Origin of the sequence: Ramlibacter aquaticus (assembly GCF_015159745.1) — a bacterium.
GTDB lineage: Bacteria > Pseudomonadota > Gammaproteobacteria > Burkholderiales > Burkholderiaceae_C > Ramlibacter > Ramlibacter aquaticus.
This window is the reverse complement of record NZ_JADDOJ010000019.1, coordinates 22,605-40,230: the sequence shown is the minus strand read 5'-3', so window position 1 is coordinate 40,230 and position 17,626 is coordinate 22,605. Positions and strand designations below refer to the sequence as shown.

At 69.6% G+C, this 17,626-nt stretch carries 23 protein-coding genes; 8 read left to right on the top strand and 15 right to left on the bottom strand.

Annotated features, from left to right (window positions below; genetic code table 11):
• Position 1: 1 nt before the first annotated feature.
• Genes cyoE through IM725_RS06865 form a run of 4 tightly spaced genes read right to left on the bottom strand, consistent with a single transcriptional unit; the run spans position 2 to position 3,475 of the window.
• Positions 2-916, bottom strand: a complete 915-nt coding sequence (gene cyoE / locus IM725_RS06880) for a heme o synthase (RefSeq protein WP_193779835.1) — start codon at positions 914-916, stop codon at positions 2-4.
• The gene (locus IM725_RS06875; protein ID WP_193779834.1) at positions 913-2,049 is read right to left on the bottom strand and encodes a COX15/CtaA family protein; all 1,137 of its coding nucleotides are present in this window, start codon (positions 2,047-2,049) and stop codon (positions 913-915) included. Before IM725_RS06875 ends, cyoE begins: the two co-directional genes overlap by 4 nt.
• A gap of 9 nt (positions 2,050-2,058) precedes the next feature.
• A complete protein-coding gene (locus IM725_RS06870; protein ID WP_193779833.1) occupies positions 2,059-2,784 on the bottom strand; it encodes an SCO family protein in 726 nt (241 codons plus the stop codon).
• Complete coding sequence (locus tag IM725_RS06865; RefSeq protein ID WP_193779832.1) at positions 2,735-3,475, bottom strand: SURF1 family protein; 741 nt, start codon at positions 3,473-3,475, stop codon at positions 2,735-2,737. The genes IM725_RS06870 and IM725_RS06865 overlap by 50 nt, the downstream gene beginning before the upstream one ends.
• 15 nt (positions 3,476-3,490) lie before the next feature.
• Here IM725_RS06865 and IM725_RS06860 point away from each other — a divergent pair, with 15 nt between their 5' ends.
• The gene (locus tag IM725_RS06860) at positions 3,491-3,712 is read left to right on the top strand and encodes a twin transmembrane helix small protein (RefSeq protein ID WP_193779831.1); all 222 of its coding nucleotides are present in this window, start codon (positions 3,491-3,493) and stop codon (positions 3,710-3,712) included.
• Between the two features lie 46 nt (positions 3,713-3,758).
• Here IM725_RS06860 and IM725_RS06855 read toward each other — a convergent pair whose 3' ends face one another.
• From IM725_RS06855 to IM725_RS06825, 8 genes are all read right to left on the bottom strand, one after another.
• Positions 3,759-4,637 carry a cytochrome c oxidase subunit 3 gene (locus tag IM725_RS06855; RefSeq protein ID WP_193779830.1) on the bottom strand — a complete coding sequence of 293 codons (879 nt, stop codon included), beginning with the start codon at positions 4,635-4,637 and terminating at the stop codon, positions 3,759-3,761.
• 58 nt (positions 4,638-4,695) lie between these two features.
• Entirely contained in the window at positions 4,696-4,875 is a 180-nt protein-coding gene (locus tag IM725_RS06850; RefSeq protein WP_193779829.1) for a DUF2970 domain-containing protein, read from the bottom strand.
• Positions 4,872-5,444: a cytochrome c oxidase assembly protein gene (locus IM725_RS06845; protein WP_193779828.1), complete on the bottom strand. Its 573-nt coding sequence runs from the start codon at positions 5,442-5,444 to the stop codon at positions 4,872-4,874. The genes IM725_RS06850 and IM725_RS06845 overlap by 4 nt, the downstream gene beginning before the upstream one ends.
• A 5-nt stretch (positions 5,445-5,449) precedes the next feature.
• Entirely contained in the window at positions 5,450-5,566 is a 117-nt protein-coding gene (locus IM725_RS20345; RefSeq protein WP_227753640.1) for a cytochrome oxidase small assembly protein, read from the bottom strand.
• Positions 5,567-5,583: 17 nt separating this feature from the next.
• Entirely contained in the window at positions 5,584-7,230 is a 1,647-nt protein-coding gene (gene ctaD, locus IM725_RS06840; protein ID WP_193779827.1) for a cytochrome c oxidase subunit I, read from the bottom strand.
• Positions 7,231-7,280: 50 nt separating this feature from the next.
• Positions 7,281-8,444, bottom strand: a complete 1,164-nt coding sequence (gene coxB, locus IM725_RS06835) for a cytochrome c oxidase subunit II (RefSeq protein WP_193779826.1) — start codon at positions 8,442-8,444, stop codon at positions 7,281-7,283.
• Positions 8,445-8,511: 67 nt separating this feature from the next.
• On the bottom strand, positions 8,512-8,997 hold the full coding sequence (locus IM725_RS06830; RefSeq protein ID WP_193779825.1) for a DUF2244 domain-containing protein: 486 nt from the start codon (positions 8,995-8,997) through the stop codon (positions 8,512-8,514).
• 58 nt (positions 8,998-9,055) lie between these two features.
• The gene (locus IM725_RS06825; protein WP_193779824.1) at positions 9,056-9,946 is read right to left on the bottom strand and encodes a class I SAM-dependent methyltransferase; all 891 of its coding nucleotides are present in this window, start codon (positions 9,944-9,946) and stop codon (positions 9,056-9,058) included.
• A gap of 23 nt (positions 9,947-9,969) precedes the next feature.
• Here IM725_RS06825 and IM725_RS06820 point away from each other — a divergent pair, with 23 nt between their 5' ends.
• On the top strand, positions 9,970-10,761 hold the full coding sequence (locus IM725_RS06820; RefSeq protein WP_193779823.1) for a ComF family protein: 792 nt from the start codon (positions 9,970-9,972) through the stop codon (positions 10,759-10,761).
• Positions 10,762-10,766: 5 nt separating this feature from the next.
• On the top strand, positions 10,767-11,240 hold the full coding sequence (locus IM725_RS06815; RefSeq protein WP_193779822.1) for a tRNA (cytidine(34)-2'-O)-methyltransferase: 474 nt from the start codon (positions 10,767-10,769) through the stop codon (positions 11,238-11,240).
• Here IM725_RS06815 and IM725_RS06810 read toward each other — a convergent pair.
• The gene (locus IM725_RS06810) at positions 11,221-11,676 is read right to left on the bottom strand and encodes a MaoC family dehydratase (RefSeq protein ID WP_193779821.1); all 456 of its coding nucleotides are present in this window, start codon (positions 11,674-11,676) and stop codon (positions 11,221-11,223) included. The genes IM725_RS06815 and IM725_RS06810 overlap by 20 nt on opposite strands.
• A gap of 26 nt (positions 11,677-11,702) precedes the next feature.
• Entirely contained in the window at positions 11,703-12,320 is a 618-nt protein-coding gene (locus tag IM725_RS06805; protein WP_193779849.1) for a ParA family protein, read from the bottom strand.
• 59 nt (positions 12,321-12,379) lie between these two features.
• Between IM725_RS06805 and kefF the strand changes: the two genes are divergently transcribed.
• Genes kefF through IM725_RS06790 form a run of 3 tightly spaced genes read left to right on the top strand, consistent with a single transcriptional unit; the run spans position 12,380 to position 15,302 of the window.
• The gene (gene kefF, locus IM725_RS06800) at positions 12,380-12,991 is read left to right on the top strand and encodes a glutathione-regulated potassium-efflux system oxidoreductase KefF (protein WP_227753639.1); all 612 of its coding nucleotides are present in this window, start codon (positions 12,380-12,382) and stop codon (positions 12,989-12,991) included.
• A 5-nt stretch (positions 12,992-12,996) separates the two neighbouring features.
• Entirely contained in the window at positions 12,997-14,838 is a 1,842-nt protein-coding gene (gene kefC / locus IM725_RS06795) for a glutathione-regulated potassium-efflux system protein KefC (protein WP_193779819.1), read from the top strand.
• A 29-nt stretch (positions 14,839-14,867) separates the two neighbouring features.
• Positions 14,868-15,302 carry a DUF1841 family protein gene (locus IM725_RS06790; RefSeq protein ID WP_193779818.1) on the top strand — a complete coding sequence of 145 codons (435 nt, stop codon included), beginning with the start codon at positions 14,868-14,870 and terminating at the stop codon, positions 15,300-15,302.
• A gap of 82 nt (positions 15,303-15,384) precedes the next feature.
• Here the strand turns inward: IM725_RS06790 and IM725_RS06785 are convergent, their stop codons facing one another.
• Positions 15,385-16,077: a c-type cytochrome gene (locus IM725_RS06785; protein ID WP_193779817.1), complete on the bottom strand. Its 693-nt coding sequence runs from the start codon at positions 16,075-16,077 to the stop codon at positions 15,385-15,387.
• A gap of 91 nt (positions 16,078-16,168) precedes the next feature.
• Between IM725_RS06785 and IM725_RS06780 the strand changes: the two genes are divergently transcribed.
• A complete protein-coding gene (locus IM725_RS06780; RefSeq protein ID WP_193779816.1) occupies positions 16,169-17,011 on the top strand; it encodes an AAA family ATPase in 843 nt (280 codons plus the stop codon).
• A gap of 4 nt (positions 17,012-17,015) precedes the next feature.
• The gene (locus IM725_RS06775) at positions 17,016-17,609 is read left to right on the top strand and encodes a GNAT family N-acetyltransferase (RefSeq protein WP_193779815.1); all 594 of its coding nucleotides are present in this window, start codon (positions 17,016-17,018) and stop codon (positions 17,607-17,609) included.
• Positions 17,610-17,626 lie beyond the last annotated feature (17 nt).

Sequence of the window (17,626 nt, the reverse complement as noted above, 5' to 3'; positions counted from 1 at the left end):
GTCAGTAGGGGATGTAGTGGTCCACCAGCAGCGCGGCGAACAGCAGGCTCAGGTGGATCAGCGAGAAGCGGAAGGTGCGGCGCGAGAGCGCGTCGGAGTAGTTGCGCCACAGCCGCCAGCCGTAGGCGCAGAAGCCGGCCGACAGGGCCACCGCCGCCGCCAGGTACAGCCAGCCGCTCATGCCGTAGGCGAAAGGCATCAGGCAGGCCGCGAAGAGCACGACGGTGTAGAGCAGGATCTGCAGCCGGGTGAAGCGGTTGCCGTGCGTGACCGGCAGCATGGGCAGGCCGGACTTGCGGTAGTCCTCCACCCGGTACAGGGCCAGCGCCCAGAAGTGCGGCGGCGTCCACAGGAAGATGATGAGGAAGAGGATCAGCGCCTCGGGCCCCACGTCGCCCGTCATCGCCGCCCAGCCCAGCACCGGCGGCATCGCGCCCGAGGCGCCCCCGATGACGATGTTCTGCGGCGTCAGCGGCTTGAGCACCACCGTGTAGATCACGGCGTAGCCGACGAAGGTGGCGAAGGTCAGCCACATGGTCAGCGGGTTGACCCAGGCGTAGAGGATCCACGAGCCGATCGCGCACAGCACCGCCGAGAACAGCAGGGTCTGGCCGTCGCCCAGTTCGCCCTTGGCCGTGGGGCGCCAGGCCGTGCGGCGCATGCGCGCGTCGATGCCCTTCTCGACCAGGCAGTTGAAGGCCGCGGCCGCGCCGGCCACCAGCCAGATGCCCAGGCTCGCCACGGCGGCCAGGCGGATGTCGTCCAGGCGCGGCACGCCCGGCACGGCAAGCACCATTCCGATCAGCGCGCAGAAAACGATCAGCTGCACCACGCGCGGCTTGGTCAGCGCGTAGAACTGGCGCCAGCGCGAAGCGGCCGGCGCGGTCCCGGCCTGCCCGGTGGGAACGGTGCTCATGCGGACACCTCGCGCCGCGCGGCGCTGCGCAGGGCCACCGGCGCGCGCTCGGCCACGCTGGCGAACCAGGCCCAGGTCAGCACGGCGACCATGGCGGCGGCGCCGCCGGTGTGCAGCACGGCGGCCACCAGGGGCCAGCCCAGCACCACGTTGGACAGGCCGGTGGCGAACTGCAGCGCCAGCAGTGCGCCCAGCCAGCGGGCCTGGGTGCGCAGCGGGCCGGCGCGCAGGCGCCAGGCCAGCAGCCCGAGGGCGGCGATCACCGCGTAGGCGGCCAGGCGGTGCACGTAATGGATGGCGGTCAGCGCTTCGAAGCTCACCGGCTCGCCGGCGGGGGTGAGGCCCAGGGGGCGCCACAGCGTGAAGCCCTGGGCGAAATCCATGGCCGGCCAGAAGCTGCCCTGGCAGGCCGGGAAGCCGTTGCATGCCAGCACCGCATAGTTGGTGCTGACCCAGCCGCCCAGGGCGATCTGCAGGGCCAGCAGCGCCAGCCCTGCAAGGACCAGCCCGCGCTGCGCGGAGGGAACAGTGGCCGGCTCGGCGTGGCGCAGGCGCGTGGCCTGCGCCGCGAGCAGCGCGAGCAGCACCACGCCGCCCATGAGGTGCAGGGTCACGATGGCGGGAAAGAGCTTCATGGTCACGGTGAGCGCCCCGAAGGCCCCCTGCAGGCAGACCCAGCCCAGGGTGAGCGTGGGCCACAGCGGGTGCAGGCCCGTGCCCTGGCCGCGCCGGCGGTCGCGCCAGGCACCCAGCGTCAGGGTGAGGATCAGCGTGCCCACGCCCATGGCCAGGTAGCGGTGCACCATCTCGATCCAGGCCTTGGTGTGCGTCACGGGGCCGGTGGGCATCTGCGCCTGCGCGCTGGCGATGGCCGAGGACGCGCCCACGGGGCTCGCATGGCCGTAGCAGCCGGGCCAGTCAGGGCATCCCAGGCCCGAGTCGGTCAGGCGCGTGAAGGCACCGAACATGACCAGGTCGAAGGTGAGGAACAGCGTGAGCAGCGTGAGCGCCGCCAGCCGGGTGCGCGGCGAGCGGTTGCGCAGCCAGACCCAGGCCAGCGGGCCGGTGGCCACGGCCAGGCCCATGAGCAGCAGGTGCAGCACCGGCGAGAGGTTGTACAGCGGGGTGTCCATGGCGTCTGCTCAGCGGCCCGGCTGGTCCCACGAATCGGAGGCGCGCAGCAGGCGGTCCAGGTCGCGCCGGATCTTCTTCGCGCCTGCGATGTCCAGCTCGGGGCCGGTCGAAGGCGTGAAGCGCATCATCCAGTTGCCCATGGGATCGACCAGGTAGAGGTGGTCCTGCAGCGCATGGCCGGTGGCCGGCGCGAGCCAGGCGGCCAGCGTCTCGGGCGCCACGCGCAGCACCGTGGCCTGCGCGAGGGCGCGCTGCAGCTCCGGCCGCACCGGGCGGCTGTCGTCGACCAGCCAGACCCAGTCGACGCGGTCCTTGTCCTTGCCCAGGCTCTCGCGCAGCTGGCGCTGCAGGTACAGGTGCTTCTCGCAGGCGGCGTCGCAGTCGCCGCTGGCCACGCTCACCAGCAGCCACTGGCCCTTCAGGGCGGCAAGCGGCGAAGGCTGGCCGTCCAGGCGCTCGCCCATCACCGCCGGCAGGGGCCGGACGGGCTCGATCAGCTCCCCGTGCGAGGCGTGGCCGCTGGGGTGCAGCACGTAGTAGGTGAAGTACGACGCGATCACCGGCGCGGCGCAGATGGCCAGCACCAGCAGCATGCGCAGGCGCCCGGCGGCGGTCCGGCGGGCGTCGTCCTGCAGCGCCGCACCCGGCTGGGGCAGCGAATGCACGGTCAGGCCCAGCGGTTCGTCAGGCGCGACGGTTTCTTCGGCGAGGGGCGATGAACTGGAACCAGACATAGAGGAAGGCGATCAGGGCGGACAGCGCCCACCATTGGGCCAGGTAGCCGTAGTGGCGTTCCACGCCAAGCGCGGGCGCGGGCCAGTCGCGCGCGAGGCCGTCGCCGGGGGGGCCTTCCTGCTGCACCGACAGGTCGGTGAGCAGCGGCTGCCCGGTTTCGGCACGCCACGCGGCCAAGTCCAGATTTTGCCGGATCGGACCCGGCACTTCGCCGCCGAGCTGGTACAGCCGTGCGGGCGGCGGGGCGATGCGGCCTGCCAGCTCGACCGGGCCCGCGGGCGTGGCCACCTGCGGCAACGCGCGGCGATCCAGGAAGTTGCGTGGCACCCAGCCGCGCTGCACGGCCACGGCGATGCCGCTGCCCTCCAGCAGCAGGGGCGTGACGACGTAGAAGCCCGGCCGGCCTTCGAACTGGCGGTTGTCCAGGTAGACGGTGTGGGAGGCATCCCAGCGGCCGCGCAAGGTGACGCTGCGCCAACGCAGGGCCTCGGCCGCGCCCGGCCGCCCGAGTTCGGCGGCGGCCACCGGGGGCAGGCCACGGCGCTGTTCGATCGCGGCCTGCAACGCGAGCTTCTGGTGGGCGCGGCCCAGCTGCCAGAAGCCCAGGGCCAGCGTGATGAGGACGCCCGCCAGGGCCGCCAGCGCCACCACCCAGCGGCGGCGCGGCGCCTGCACGTTCAGTGCGTCCACCGGATAATCCCCGCCATGAAATATCTCGTGCTCGTCGCCTTCGTCGCCATCCTGGGCAGCCTGGGATCGGCGCTGTACTTCATGATGCAGGACGGGCGCAACGGCCGGGCCAAGAGCAGCAACATGGCCCGTGCCCTGGGCTTCCGCGTAGGCTTTTCCATCCTGCTGTTCCTGTGCATCCTGGGCGCCTGGAAGATGGGCTGGATCCAGCCGACCGGCATCCAGGCCGGCCAATGAAACAGGGGCCGCACGCGCGGCCCCCGTGCTTGGCGCGGCGCGCCGCTCAGAGCCAGTAGACCAGGGTGTAGAGGCCCAGCCAGACCACGTCCACGAAGTGCCAGTACCAGGCCGCGCCTTCGAAGCCGAAGTGGCGATCAGCGGTGAAGTGGCCCTTCATCAGGCGGATGGTGATGAACAGCAGCATCAGCATGCCCACGAGCACGTGGAAGCCGTGGAAGCCGGTCAGCATGAAGAAGGTCGAGCCGTAGGCGCCGGAGCTGAGCTTGAGGTTCAGCTCATGGTAGGCGTGGAAGTATTCATAGCCCTGCACGCACACGAAGGTCGCGCCCAGCAGCACCGTCATCCACATGAAGGCGATGGTGCGGCCGCGGTGGTTCTCGCGCAGCGCGTGGTGGGCGACCGTCAGCGTGACGCCCGAGGACAGCAGCAGCGCGGTGTTGATGGTGGGCAGCCAGAACGGCGTCATCGTCTGGAAGGGCTCGATGATGTTCGCCGGCGAGGCCGTGCTGCCGGGCGCCATCGTGGGCCACACGCCCTTGAAGTCGGGCCACAGCAGCGCGTTGTCCACGCCGCCCAGCGCCGGCACCGAGTGCGAGCGCATCCACCACAGGGCGGTGAAGAAGGCGCCGAAGAACATCACCTCCGAGAAGATGAACCAGCTCATCGCCCAGCGGTAGGAGATGTCGATGCGGTGGCCGTACTGGCCGCTCTCGCTCTCGCCGATGGAGTCGCGGAACCACTGGAACATCACGGTGAAGACCCAGAGGAAGCCGGCGGCCACCACCCACTTGGCCCAGTCCGCGCCATTGATCCACTGGGAGGCGCCGAAGATCACCAGCAGCAGGCCGACGGCCATGAAGGCCGGGTGGCGCGAAGGCTGCGGAACGTAATAGTTGGGCGTGGCGGTTGCGCTGGTACTCATCTCGACTCCTGGTTCCGTTTCTCTCGTTTTGTCTCTTGTCTCTTGCCTCGCGGCGCTCTCACTGCACGACCCAATGCACCAGCGCGATCAGCCCGCCCACGAAGGCCGCGACGCCCACCAGGGCGACCGCGATCACGTGGAAGGGCTTGAGCTGCCCCATGTCCTCATGGGATTCACTGTTCTTGCGAATGCCGATGAACGACCAGCCCACGGCCTTGGCGGTGCGCAGCACGTTCATGAGGGCTTGCCTTCGGACGGCGCCTGCGCCGTCGACGAACCGACTTCGAAGAAGGTGTAGGACAGCGTGATGGTCGTGACGTCCTTGGACAGCTTGGGATCGATCACGAAAGCCACCGGCCACTGCTTCTTCTCGCCCGGGTCCAGCGTGTACTGGCGGAAGCAGAAGCATTCCACCTTGTTGAAGTGCGACGCGGCCTCGCGCGGCGCATAGCTGGGGATGGCCTGCGCCGACATGCGGCGGTTCTGCGTGTTCTGGAACTCGTACATCACCGTCGCCAGCTCGCCCGGGTGCACCTGCACCGAGTTGACGGCCGGCTTGAACTTCCAGGGCCCGTGGGCGTTGGCGTCGAATTCGACGGTGATGATGCGGCTGGTGTCGACCTGCGAGTTGGTGCCGACCTTGGCGCCGCCCGGCACTTCCTTCTCGCCCACGGCGAGGACGTTGATGCCGGTGATCTCGCAGATGTGCTTGTAGATGGGCACCAGGCCGTAGCCGAAGAGGAACATGCCGGCCGCGATCACGCCCAGCTTGCCCACCATCTTGAAGTTTTCGGCCCGGATGCCCATGGAATTCAGTGCCCGAACAGGATTGTCTTGGCCATGAACCCGACGAAGAACACCAAGGCGATGGAGGCCAGCACCAGCCCCAGGCGCAGGTTGTCCTTGCGCTTCTTGTCCTCGGGCGTCATCGACTGCGTGGCCACGCTCAGTGGCTCTCGACGATGCGGTTCGCGGCGGCGTTCAGCTTGGGCGGAACTTCGAAGGTGTGGAAGGGCGCCGGCGAGGCGACTTCCCACTCCAGGCCCTCGGCACCCTTGCCATCCGGGTCGTTCCAGGGACGCTGCGGCGCCTTCTCGCCCTTGCCCATCATCACGGGCAGCACGACGAAGAAGAAGAAGTACACCTGGGCGAAGCCGAAGAAGAACGCACCGACGGACGCGACCGCGTTGAAGTCGGCGAACTGGGCCGGGTAGTCGGCATAGCGGCGGGGCATGCCGGCCAGGCCCAGGAAGTGCATCGGGAAGAAGGTGACGTTGAAGGAGATCAGCGACCACCAGAAGTGGATCTTGCCGCGCGTCTCGTTGTACATCACGCCGGTCCACTTGGGCGACCAGTAGTAGAAGCCCGCGAACATGGCGTAAAGCGAGCCGGCCACCAGCACGTAGTGGAAGTGCGCCACCACGTAGTAGGTGTCCTGCAGCAGCAGGTCGATCGGGGCCATCGCCAGGATCAGGCCGGTGAAGCCGCCCATGGTGAACACGAAGATGAAGCCCACCGCGAACAGCATGGGCGTCTCGAAGGTCATCGAGCCCTGCCACATGGTGGCGATCCAGTTGAAGATCTTCACGGCCGTGGGCACCGCGATCAGCATGGTCGCGTACATGAAGAAGAGCTGGCCCGTCACCGGCATGCCGGTGGTGAACATGTGGTGCGCCCACACGATGAAGGACAGGATGGCGATGGAGCTGGTGGCGTACACCATGGAGGCGTAGCCGAACAGCTTCTTGCGCGCGAAGGCGGGCACGACCTGGCTGATGATGCCGAAGGCCGGCAGGATCATGATGTAGACCTCGGGGTGGCCGAAGAACCAGAAGATGTGCTGGAACATCACCGGGTCACCGCCGCCGGCGGGGTTGAAGAAGGTGGTGCCGAAGTGGCGGTCGGTCAGCGTCATGGTGATCGCGCCGGCCAGCACGGGCATCACGGCGATCAGCAGGTAGGCAGTGATCAGCCAGGTCCAGCAGAACATCGGCATCTTCATCAGCGTCATGCCGGGCGCGCGCATGTTCAGGATGGTGACGATGATGTTGATCGAGCCCATGATGGACGAAGCGCCCAGGACGTGCATAGCGAAGATGGCGGCGTCCATGGACGGGCCCATCTGCAGCGTCAGGGGCGCGTACATCGTCCAGCCGGAGGCGGGAGCGCCACCGGGCATGAAGAAGGAACCCACCAGCATCATCCCCGCCGGCACCATCAGCCAGAAGCTGAAGTTGTTCATGCGGGCGAAGGCCATGTCGGGCGCGCCGATCTGCAGCGGGATCATCCAGTTCGCGAAGCCCACGAACGCCGGCATGATCGCGCCGAACACCATGATCAGGCCGTGCATGGTGGTCAGCTGGTTGAACAGCTCGGGGTTGACCAGCTGCAGGCCGGGCTGGAACAGCTCGGCGCGGATCAGCAGGGCCAGCGTGCCGCCCACCATCAGCATGGTGAACGAGAACAGCAGGTACAGCGTCCCGATGTCCTTGTGGTTGGTGGCGTACACCCAGCGTCGCCAGCCCGTGGGGGCGTGCTCGTGGTGGTCGTCGTGCCCGTGGGCGTGGTCGTGGTGGTCGAGGACGGCGCTCATGTCTTGGTGTTCCTCAGGATTTCCGGTGTCTCTTCGTTGTCAGGCGCGGTTCACTTGCCGCGCTGGGCAACCACGTCGGCCGGCTGCACCAGCTGGCCGGTCTTGTTGGACCAGTGGTTCTTGGTGTAGGTAATGACGGCGGCAATCTCGGTGTCCGAGAGCTGCGACTTCCACGAGGGCATCGCATTGCGGCCGTTCAGCACGACGGCGATCTGCTTGGTCTTGTCGGCGTCGTTCACGATGGCCGAGCCGTCCAGGGGCAGGATGGGGCCGGCGCCCTTGCCGTTGGCCTGGTGGCAGGCCGCGCAGTTGGAGGCGTAGACCTTCTCGCCGCGGGCCATGATGTCGTCCATGGTCCAGACCTTGGACGGATCGTCGGCCTTGGCGGCCATGGCCTTCTTCTGGCCCTCGACCCAGGCGGTGTAGTCCTGCTGGGCCAGCACCTTCACGTGGATGGGCATGTAGGCGTGCTCCTTGCCGCAGAGCTCGTAGCAGTCGCCGTAGAAATCGCCCACCTTCTCGCTGCGGAACCAGGTGTCGCGCACGAAGCCGGGGATCGCGTCCTGCTTGACGCCGAAGGACGGCACGCCCCAGGAGTGGATCACGTCGTCGGCGGTGGTGATGATGCGGATCTTCTTGTTGACCGGCACCACCAGCGGGTTGTCGACCTCGAGCAGGTAGTTGTCCGGGATGTCGCCCTTGGCGCCGTTGTTGGACATCTCGCGGAGCGAGGGCAGCAGGGTGGACAGGAAGGACACGCCCTCGCCCTCGCCCTTGAGGTAGTCATAGCCCCACTTCCACTGGTAGCCGGTGGCCTTGATGGTCAGGTCGGCGTTGCTGGTGTCCTTGGAGGCGACCAGCACCTTGGTGGCGGGCAGCGCCATGCCGATCACGATCAGGAAGGGAATGATGGTCCAGACGATCTCGACGGTGACGGATTCGCTGAAGGTGGCCGGCACGGCGCCGCGCGACTTGCGGTGCTTCCAGACCGAATAGAACATCACGGCGAAGACCACGATGAAGATCACCACGCAGGTGATCAGCATGAACCAGTGCAGCCAGGATTGCTCGACCGCGATGCGGGTGGCGGCGGTGTGCAGGTTCAGCTGGCGGACCCCGGGACCGCCGGGCAGGTCATTCACCGCGTGGGCTGCGGGCGAGACGGCGGCCAGTGCGAACAGCAGCGAGGCCAGGTGGGTGGGGATGCTCTTCATGATTCTCAATTCGCTTCAGCCTTTTGTCTCAATTGTCAGTCCCGGCCGCCCTCGGCCCCTCGTCTTCTCAAGCCTCGCGCAGCGCCCGACGGATCTCCTGCGCAAGCGCCGGACGCAGCTCGGGGCGCACGTAGCGCCCCACATTCACCCGCCGGCCCTGGCCGGACAGCTCGATCAGCGACCTGTCCCCCACGCCCGGCTCCACCCGCACCCAGTCGCGGTTGAACTCCGCGCGGCTGCGATGACCCCCCATTTCGAGCTCCACCACGAGCTGCCGGCCCTTGAGCCAGATGCGCTCGCCGTCCGCAGCGTGGCGGGCGTAGGCCAGGAAGGCCAGGCCCACCGCCGCCAGTTCGACCCAGGCGAAGGGCATGACCAGCACCGCCCCGAAGAACCAGAACACGCAGGCGATCCCCAGCGAGATGGCGCACAGCGACGCGTACAGCCAGCCCAGCTGCGCCGGGGTGACCGAGCAGTTGCGCTTGAGGAGCCACTGCACGGCCTGGCCCTGCACGGTGGCAAAACGAAACACCAGGTTCGACACGGGGGACATGCTCGAAATTACTCGGACATTCTAGCTTGGGCTTGATGCAGGGGCTTGACAGGATCGCCTAGCGCCCCAACTTTCGGCCGCTCTGCAACAGCTGCTGCATGTCGCGCAGCGACACCGCGCTCTCGGACGCCACCTTCACCCGCGGCGCCGGCTTGAGCGCATGGCCGTAGATGATCTCGAAGGTGAGCGCGAGCCGCCCATCGCTGCCCGCCAGCCGGGCTGACAGTTCACGCAGGAGGCTCTCACGCCAGCCGCGGCCGCGCAATCCGGGAAAGCGCGCTGTTGCCAGGTTCGTGCCCAGCCCCCGCAGCTCGTCCAGCAGGGCCTGGGGCGAGCCCCAGGTGAGGGTGATGCGCTCCATGTCCATCACCGGCTCGGCAAAGCCGGCGTGCACCAGCATGTCGCCCCAGTCGTGCATGTCGGTGAACTCATGCGCGGGCGGCGGCCAGCCCAGCGCGAGGTACAGGGCGCGCAGCTCGCGCAGCGTGTCCGGGCCCAGGCAGGAGAACATGAGAAAGCCATCGGTGGCCAGCGCCGCATGCCAGCGGGCGATCAGCGCCTGCGGGTCGGGCGCGTCGTGCAGGGCCATGTTGGACCAGAGCATCTGCGCCGCGCCCGGGGCCGGATCCGTGAATTCGAGGCCGGCGCCCCAGCGCTTCCACCAGGGCCTGGCCAGGGCCGCGCGCGCCGCCTCGGCCCGCGCGGGGACAGGCTCGACGGCGGTGCAAGCCGCCTGGGGGTAGCGCGCCTGCACCAGCGCGTGGGCGGCCAGGCCGCCGCGCACCGGCTCCCAGTCCACCCACTGGCGGGGCGCCAGCCGGATCCACTCCAGCCGCTCGGCCATGCGCCGGCCCACCTCCTCGTGCAGCCAGGGCGAGGCCGCGGGGGCGCGGGCCTGCCAGCGCCGGGCGGCCACGGGGTCGAGCGAAGGGGGGAGGTCGGTGGCCATGGGCAGCGCAGTATATTGACCCGATGCGCCCGCGCCTGCCGTCCGCCGCCAAGGCCCTGGTCGCGCTGGGCGCCGGGGCCGGCCGGGCCGGCGCGGCGGCGCGGGCGGTCCTGGCCGCGCTGCCCGGCCCTTGGGCCCTGCCCCCGGTGCCCGCGCGCTGCGCCGTCTGCGGCGCCTGGCCGGCCCAGCCGGTCTGCGAGGCCTGCGTCGCCCGCTTCGCCCAGCCCAGGCTGCGCTGCAGGACCTGCGCGCTGCCGGTGGCGGCCGGCGTGGTGCGCTGCGGCGGCTGCCTGCGCGAGGACCCGGTGCTGGCGCGCTGCCACGCCGCCGTCGACTACGGCTACCCCTGGCGCGGCATCGTGGCCGAATTCAAGTTCCGCGGCTGGCCGGGCTGGGCCGCCTCGCTGGCGCTGCTGATGCGCAGCGCACCCTGGGTCGAGCCGGCGCTGGAAGAGGCCGACTGGGTGCTGCCCATGCCCCTGGCCCCGGGCCGCCTGGCCCAGCGCGGGTTCAACCAGTCCCTGCTGCTCGCCCGCCGGCTGGCACCGCGCAAGGCCGACCCCGGCCTGCTGCTGCGCCTGCGCGAGACGGCCCCGCAGGCCGCGCTGGCCCGTGCCGAGCGCGCCGCCAACGTGCGCGGCGCCTTCGCGGCCGAACCGCTGCGGGCGGCACAATTGCGCGGCCGCCGCATCGTGCTGGTGGACGACGTGATGACCAGCGGCGCCTCCATGAGCGCCGCCGCCACGGCCCTGCGGGAAGCGGGGGCCCTGGCCGTCGACGGGCTGGTCTTCGCCCGCACCCCGCAACCGCTGTAGCGCCCATGTTCCACATCGTCCTGGTCGAGCCCGAAATCCCGCCCAACACCGGCAACGTGATCCGCCTGGCGGCCAACACCGGCTGCACGCTGGACCTGATCGAGCCGCTGGGCTTCTCCATGGAGGACAAGCTCATGAAGCGCGCCGGGCTCGACTACCACGAGTACGCGCAGGTGCGGCGCCACGCCGGCTGGGACGCCTTCCTCGCGAGCTGCAGCCCGGACCCGGCCCGCATGTTCGCCTTCACCACCCACGGCAGCCACGGCCTGCATCAGGCGAGCTTCCTGCCGGGCGACTGGTTCGTCTTCGGCGCCGAGAGCCGCGGGCTGGCCCCGGCCTTGCGCGAATCCTTCCCGCCGGCCCAGCGGCTGCGCCTGCCCATGCGGCCGGGGCAGCGCAGCCTCAACCTCTCCAACGCCGTGGCGGTGGCGGTGTTCGAGGCCTGGCGGCAGAACGGCTTTACGGGTAGCGGCGGCTGAGCGATTCGGCCACGCAGACCGGCTTGTCGCCGCCCTCGCGCTCCACGCTCACGCCCCAGGCCATCTGCCAGCCGTTGTTGTCGATGCGCTCGGCCGACAGCAGCTTCATGTGCGCGCGCAGCCGGCTGCCCACGGGCACGGGCGCGGTGAAGCGCACCTTGTTCAGGCCGTAGTTCACCCCCATGCGGGTCTGCACCACCGCCAGCGCGTTCTCGAAGAAGCGCGGCAGCAGCGAGAGCGTGAGGAAGCCGTGCGCGATGGGCGCGCCGAAGGGGCCGGCCTTGGCCCGCTCCACGTCGACGTGGATCCACTGGTGGTCACCCGTCGCCTGGGCGAACTGGTTGACCTGCTCCTGCGTGACGGTGATCCAGTCGCTGGTGGCGACGTCCTGGCCCACCAGCGCGGCGAGCTCTTCGAGGGTCTGGAAGGTTCTCATCGGACGGCAATGTAGCGCAGCGCCGCTCAGCGGCTGTCAAGCCAGCGACACAGGCCTTCCCACTGGCCCAGGTCCTTCTCGACGCGGCCGGGGGCGACGTCGAACAGCGTGAGGCCGCGCGCCGCCAGGTGGACGTAGTTCTGCGTCGGCCGCAGTTCGCCCAGCACCGGCAGGCCCAGGCCCTGCAGGAATTCCTGCAGCTTGTCGGCCGAGAGGGTGCGGCTGTCCACGCGCATGCCCACCAGCCCGAGCTGCAGCCTGCGCGAACCGCGATGCGCGGCCAGCGTGTCCAGGAAGGCGCGGGTGGCGTAGATGTCGAAGAGGCTGGGTTGCAGCGGCACCAGCACCTTGTCGGCGATGGCCAGCGTCTGGCGCAGCAGCGCACCGTCCAGGCCGGCCGGGGTGTCCAGCACCACGTGCGTGGTCCCCTTGGGCGGGCGGGCCACGCCGGCCGAGACGTCCCAGCTGCGGATGGGCCGGGCAGCGGGCGGGCGCAAACCCAGCCACAATGCGCTGGACTGCTGGCGGTCGGCGTCGCCCAGCATCACCGCGTGGCCGCGGCTGGCGTAATAGCCGGCCACATGGGTGGCCAGCGTGGACTTGCCGACGCCGCCCTTCGGATTCGCGACAACCACCACAGGCATGATGCGCTGCTCCTGCAATGCGGCCGCCGGAAAGGCGGCCACGCAAACGGATGTTACCAATGGCCGATGAGCTGGCGCCCGTGCTGGTGCTGGCCGCCCATCCGGACTGGCGGCAGTCGCGCGTGAACCGCCGCCTGCGCGATGCCGTGCTGGACCTGCCCGGCGTGGGCGTGCGCGACCTGTACGAGCTGTACCCCGATTTCGACATCGACGCCGAGGCCGAGCGCACGGCCGCCGCGCAGGCGCGCCTGATCGTGCTGCTGCATCCGCTGCAGTGGTACAGCATGCCGCCGCTGCAAAAGCTCTGGCTGGACCAGGTGCTGGCCTACAACTGGGCCTACGGCCCCCGGGGCCACGCGCTGCAGGGCAAGGACCTGTGGCTGGTCGCGACCACCGGCGGCCCCGAGGACTCCTACCACCCGCAGGGCTACAACCGCTACTTCTTCGACGCCTTCCTGCCGCCCTACGAGCAGACCGCCGCCCTGTGCGGCATGCGCTTCCTGCCGCCGCTGGTGCTGCACGGGGCGCGTCGGGCGCCCGAGGCCGAGGTGCAGGCGCACGTCGCCACCTTCCGCCAGCGCCTGGCGACGCATCCACGCTGGCCCGAGATCGAGGACCTGGCGGCGCAGCCCGCCTGCGTGGTGCCCGAGCCGGACCGCCCCCAGCCCTGAGGCCCATGGAACACATCCCTGCCTGGCTGTCCAACAGCCTCATCTACCTGGCCGCCGCGGTGCTCGCGGTGCCGCTCTCGCGCTACCTGGGGCTGGGCTCCATCATCGGCTACCTGGCGGCGGGCATCGCCATCGGGCCCTTCGGCCTGGGCCTGGTGCGCAACGTGGAGGACATCCTGCATTTCGCCGAGTTCGGCGTGGTGCTCATGCTGTTCCTGGTCGGGCTGGAACTGGAGCCGCGCCGGCTGTGGAGCCTGCGCCGGCCCATCTTCGGCTGGGGCAGCGCCCAGGTGCTGGGCTGTGCGGCCGTTCTCTGGCTGGTGGCGCTGGCGGTGGGCCAGCCCTGGCGCATCGGCCTGGTCGCCGCGCTGGGGCTGGCGCTCTCCTCCACCGCGATCGCGCTGCAGGTGATGGGCGAGCGCAACCTGCTGCCCACCACCAGCGGCCAGTCCTCCTTCTCCATCCTGCTGTTCCAGGACGTGGCCGCCATCCCCATCCTGGCGCTGCTGCCGCTGCTGGCGGGCGAATCGGCGCAGGCCACGGGCGACGGCGCCAGCCGCTGGCTGGAGGCGGCCAAGATCGTGGGCGTGGTGGCCGGCATCATCGTCGGCGGCCGGCTGCTGCTGCGCCCGGTGCTGCGCTGGATCGCCCGCAGCCGCACGCCGGAGATCTTCACCGCCGCCGCGCTGCTGCTGGTCGTCGCCATCGCGGCGCTGATGCAGATCGTCGGCCTGTCGATGGCGCTGGGCGCCTTCCTGGCCGGCGTGCTGCTGGCCGAGAGCGAGTACCGCCGCGAGCTGGAGACCGACCTGGAGCCCTTCAAGGGCCTGCTGCTGGGCCTGTTCTTCATCGCCGTGGGCATGAGCATCGATTTCGGCGTGCTGCGCGCCTCGCCCTGGCAGATGGCCGCCATCGTGATCGGCTTCATGGCCTTCAAGGCGCTGGCCATCGCCGCCATCGCCAAGGGCATGGACGTGCCCGTGCCCGAGCGGCCGGTGTTCGTGCTGCTGCTGGCGCAGGGCGGCGAGTTCGCCTTCGTGGTGTTCCAGGCCGCGGGCGGCCTGGGCGTGCTGGCCCCGGCCACCACCTCGCTGCTGATCGGCTCGGTGGCGGTCTCCATGCTGCTCAGCCCGCTGCTGCTGGTGGCCATAGACCGCTGGCTGATGCCGCGCTGGCAGCAGGGCAGCCGGCGGGAGGTGCCCGAGCTCAGCGAGCCGCAGGATGCGCCCGCCATCATCGCCGGCTTCGGCCGCTACGGGCAGATCATCGGCCGCATGCTGGCCGCGCAGGGCGTGCGCGCGACGGTGCTGGACCACGACGCCGACATGATCGATGCCGCTCGCACCTTCGGCTACAAGGTCTACTACGGCGATGCCACCCGGCTGGACCTGCTGCGCATGGCCGGCGCCGAGAGCGCCCATGTGCTGGTGGTGGCGGTGGACGACAAGGCGCAGAGCCTGGCCATCGTGGACCTGGCGCGCGAGCACTTCCCGCACCTGACGCTGGTGGCCCGGGCGCGCGACGTGAACCACTGGTACGAGCTGCGCGACCGCGGCGTGGAGCGCGTGGAACGCGAGCTCTTCGAGTCCAGCCTGCGCAGCGCGCGCAGCGTGCTGGAGGCGCTGGGCTACGGGGCGCACGAGGCGCGCAACCAGGCGCTGCGCTTTCGCCGCCACAACGTGGAGCTGTTCGAGAACATGCGCCGCCACCGCGGCGACCAGGCCCAGCTGATCGCCGTCGCCAAGCAGGGCCGCCAGCAGCTGGAGCAGCAGCTGGCGCAGGAGCGCGCCGAACAGGAGCGCCACCGGCGCGAGGAAGAGGCGCAGCAGCGGCCGCCCGCGTGGTGAGGCCGGGCGGCCGTGCTACGCTGGCCGCCATGTTCAACCCATCGCAGGCGGACGTCCGCCGATTCTTCTGCGCCGTGCGCGCCAAGGCCGACGCCGGCCAGCCCATGGACGCGCTGGAAACCCTGGCCGGGCAATGGATGGCCGAGCACCCCGAGTACCGCGGGGACTTCGCCGATGAAGCGGCTGCGCTGGCGCGCCAGTACGACGGCGCCGACGGCCACGGCAACCCCTTCCTGCACCTGTCCATGCACCTGTCGATCAGCGAGCAGTGCTCCATCGACCAGCCGCGCGGCATCCGCCAGGCGGTGGAGCTGCTGGCCGCGCGCCGCAGCTCGCTGCACGACGCGCACCACGAGGCCATGGAATGCCTGGGCCAGATGCTGTGGGACAGCCAGCGCTCCGGCCGGCCGCCCGATGGCGAGGCCTACGTGGCCTGCGTGCAGCGGCGCGCCACCAAGGACTGAGCCCCCTCGCGCAGGTCGCGAGCCCCCAATGAAAAGAGCCGGCGATGCCGGCTCTTTTTCTTGATGCGCGAAGCGCGCGCGATCAGCGGAAGCGGCTCTCCGGCTGCACGGACAGCTGGCTGTCCAGCGAGCCCACGTAGCCGGCCAGGGCCTTGAGCTCGGCGTTGCTGAACTGCTTGGCGATCGCGCCCATCACGCCGTTGTTGCGGCCGAAATTGGGGTTGCCTTCGGTCTTGTAGGACCTGAGCGCGACGTAGAGGTAGTCGGAGTGTTGGCCGGCGATCTTGGGGTAGCTCGGGTCGATCGGCTTGGAGAAGTTGCTGCCATGGCAGGACACGCAGGCCGCCTTTTGCAGCAGCGCCGCCACCTGGGCGTCGGGCTGGCGCGACTGGGTGTCGGGCAGCGGGTGCTCGCCGTCCTTCTTGCCGCTGGCTTCGTAGTAGGCGGCGATGTCGTTGATGTCCTGCTCGCTCAGGGTGGTGGCAACGCCGCGCATGGTCGGGTGCTTGCGGTCGCCCTTCTTGTAGGCGTTCAGCGCGGAGGCGATGTACTTCGCGTTCTGGCCCGAGATCATGGGCACCTGGTAGACCTCGGGGAAGCTCGCGCGGTAGCCCTTGATGCCGTGGCAGCCGATGCACATGGCCACCTTCGATTCGATCGACTTGGCGCCGGCGGCAGGCGCCTGCGGGGCGGCGGGGGCGGCTTGCTGCGCGCTGGCGCAGAAGGTCACGGAGGCGACAACCAGGGCGAACAGCTTGGGCAGCGTATGGATCATTTTGGGGGCAGAATCTTGATCGAAGTCAGACTACGGCTAACCATTCATTATAGGGACGCGCTGCCGTGCTTCCCCGCCCGGAAAATCCCGCATGAAATTCGAAGGCTCGAAGAACTACGTCGCCACCCAGGACCTGATGCTGGCGGTGAACGCCGCGATCACCCTCAAGCGGCCCCTGCTGGTGAAGGGCGAGCCCGGGACCGGCAAGACCATGCTGGCCGAGGAAGTGTCCACCGCGCTGGGCATGCCGCTGCTGCAGTGGCACATCAAGTCGACCACCAAGGCGCAGCAGGGCCTGTACGAGTACGACGCCGTCAGCCGCCTGCGCGACTCGCAGCTCGGTGACGAGAAGGTCAAGGACATCCACAACTACATCGTCCGTGGCGTGCTCTGGCAGGCCTTCACGGCCGAGCAGCCGGTGGCGCTCTTGATCGACGAGATCGACAAGGCCGACATCGAATTCCCGAACGATTTGCTGCGCGAACTCGACCGCATGGAGTTCTATGTCTACGAGACGCGCCAGATGGTCAAGGCCCGCCACCGGCCGCTGGTCTTCATCACCTCCAACAACGAGAAGGAGCTGCCCGACGCCTTCCTGCGCCGCTGCTTCTTCCACTACATCAAGTTCCCCGATGCGGCGACCATGCAGCAGATCGTGGACGTGCACTTCCCCGACCTGAAGAAGGAGCTGCTGACGGCGGCGATGAAGACCTTCTACGACGTGCGCAACCTGCCCGGCCTGAAGAAGAAGCCATCCACCAGCGAACTGCTGGACTGGCTCAAGCTGCTGGTGGCCGAGGACATCCCGGCCGCCGCGCTGCACAGCCAGGACGAGAAGGTCGCCGTGCCGCCCATGGTGGGCGCGCTGCTGAAGAACGAGCAGGACGTGACCCTGTTCGAGAAGCTGGTGTTCATGCAGCGGCACAACCGCTGAGGCGATGCGCAAGCCCGAGCCCGCCACCCTCGCCTCGGCCCGCGTCCGCCTGGAGCCGCTGGCCGAATCGCACGTGGCGGACCTGGAGGCCGCGGCCGCCGACGGCGCGCTCTGGACCCTGCGCATCACCTCCGTGCCCGCACCGGGCGAGACCGCGGCCTACGTGGCCACGGCGCTGCAGGGCCAGCGCGACGGCCACATGCTGCCCTTCGTGGTGCGCGAGCTGGAGGGCGGGCGCATCGTGGGCAGCACCCGCTACCACGACATCGTGCCGGCCGTGGAGCGCCTGGAGATCGGCTACACCTGGTACGCCAGGAGCTGGCAGCGCAGCCACCTCAACACCACCTGCAAGCTGCTCCTGATGCAGCACGCCTTCGAGACCCTGGGCGCAAAGCTGGTGGGCTGGCGCACCGACAACTACAACTTCGCCAGCCAGCGCGCGATCGAGCGCCTGGGCGCGAAGAAGGACGGTGTGCTGCGCCACCACGCGCTGCGCCGCGACGGCACGGTGCGCGACACCGTGATGTACAGCCTGGCCGCGGGCGAGTGGCCCGAGGTCCGGGCGCACCTGGAATACCAGCTGGCGCGGCCGCGCTGAGAGCCGTCCCGCACCCG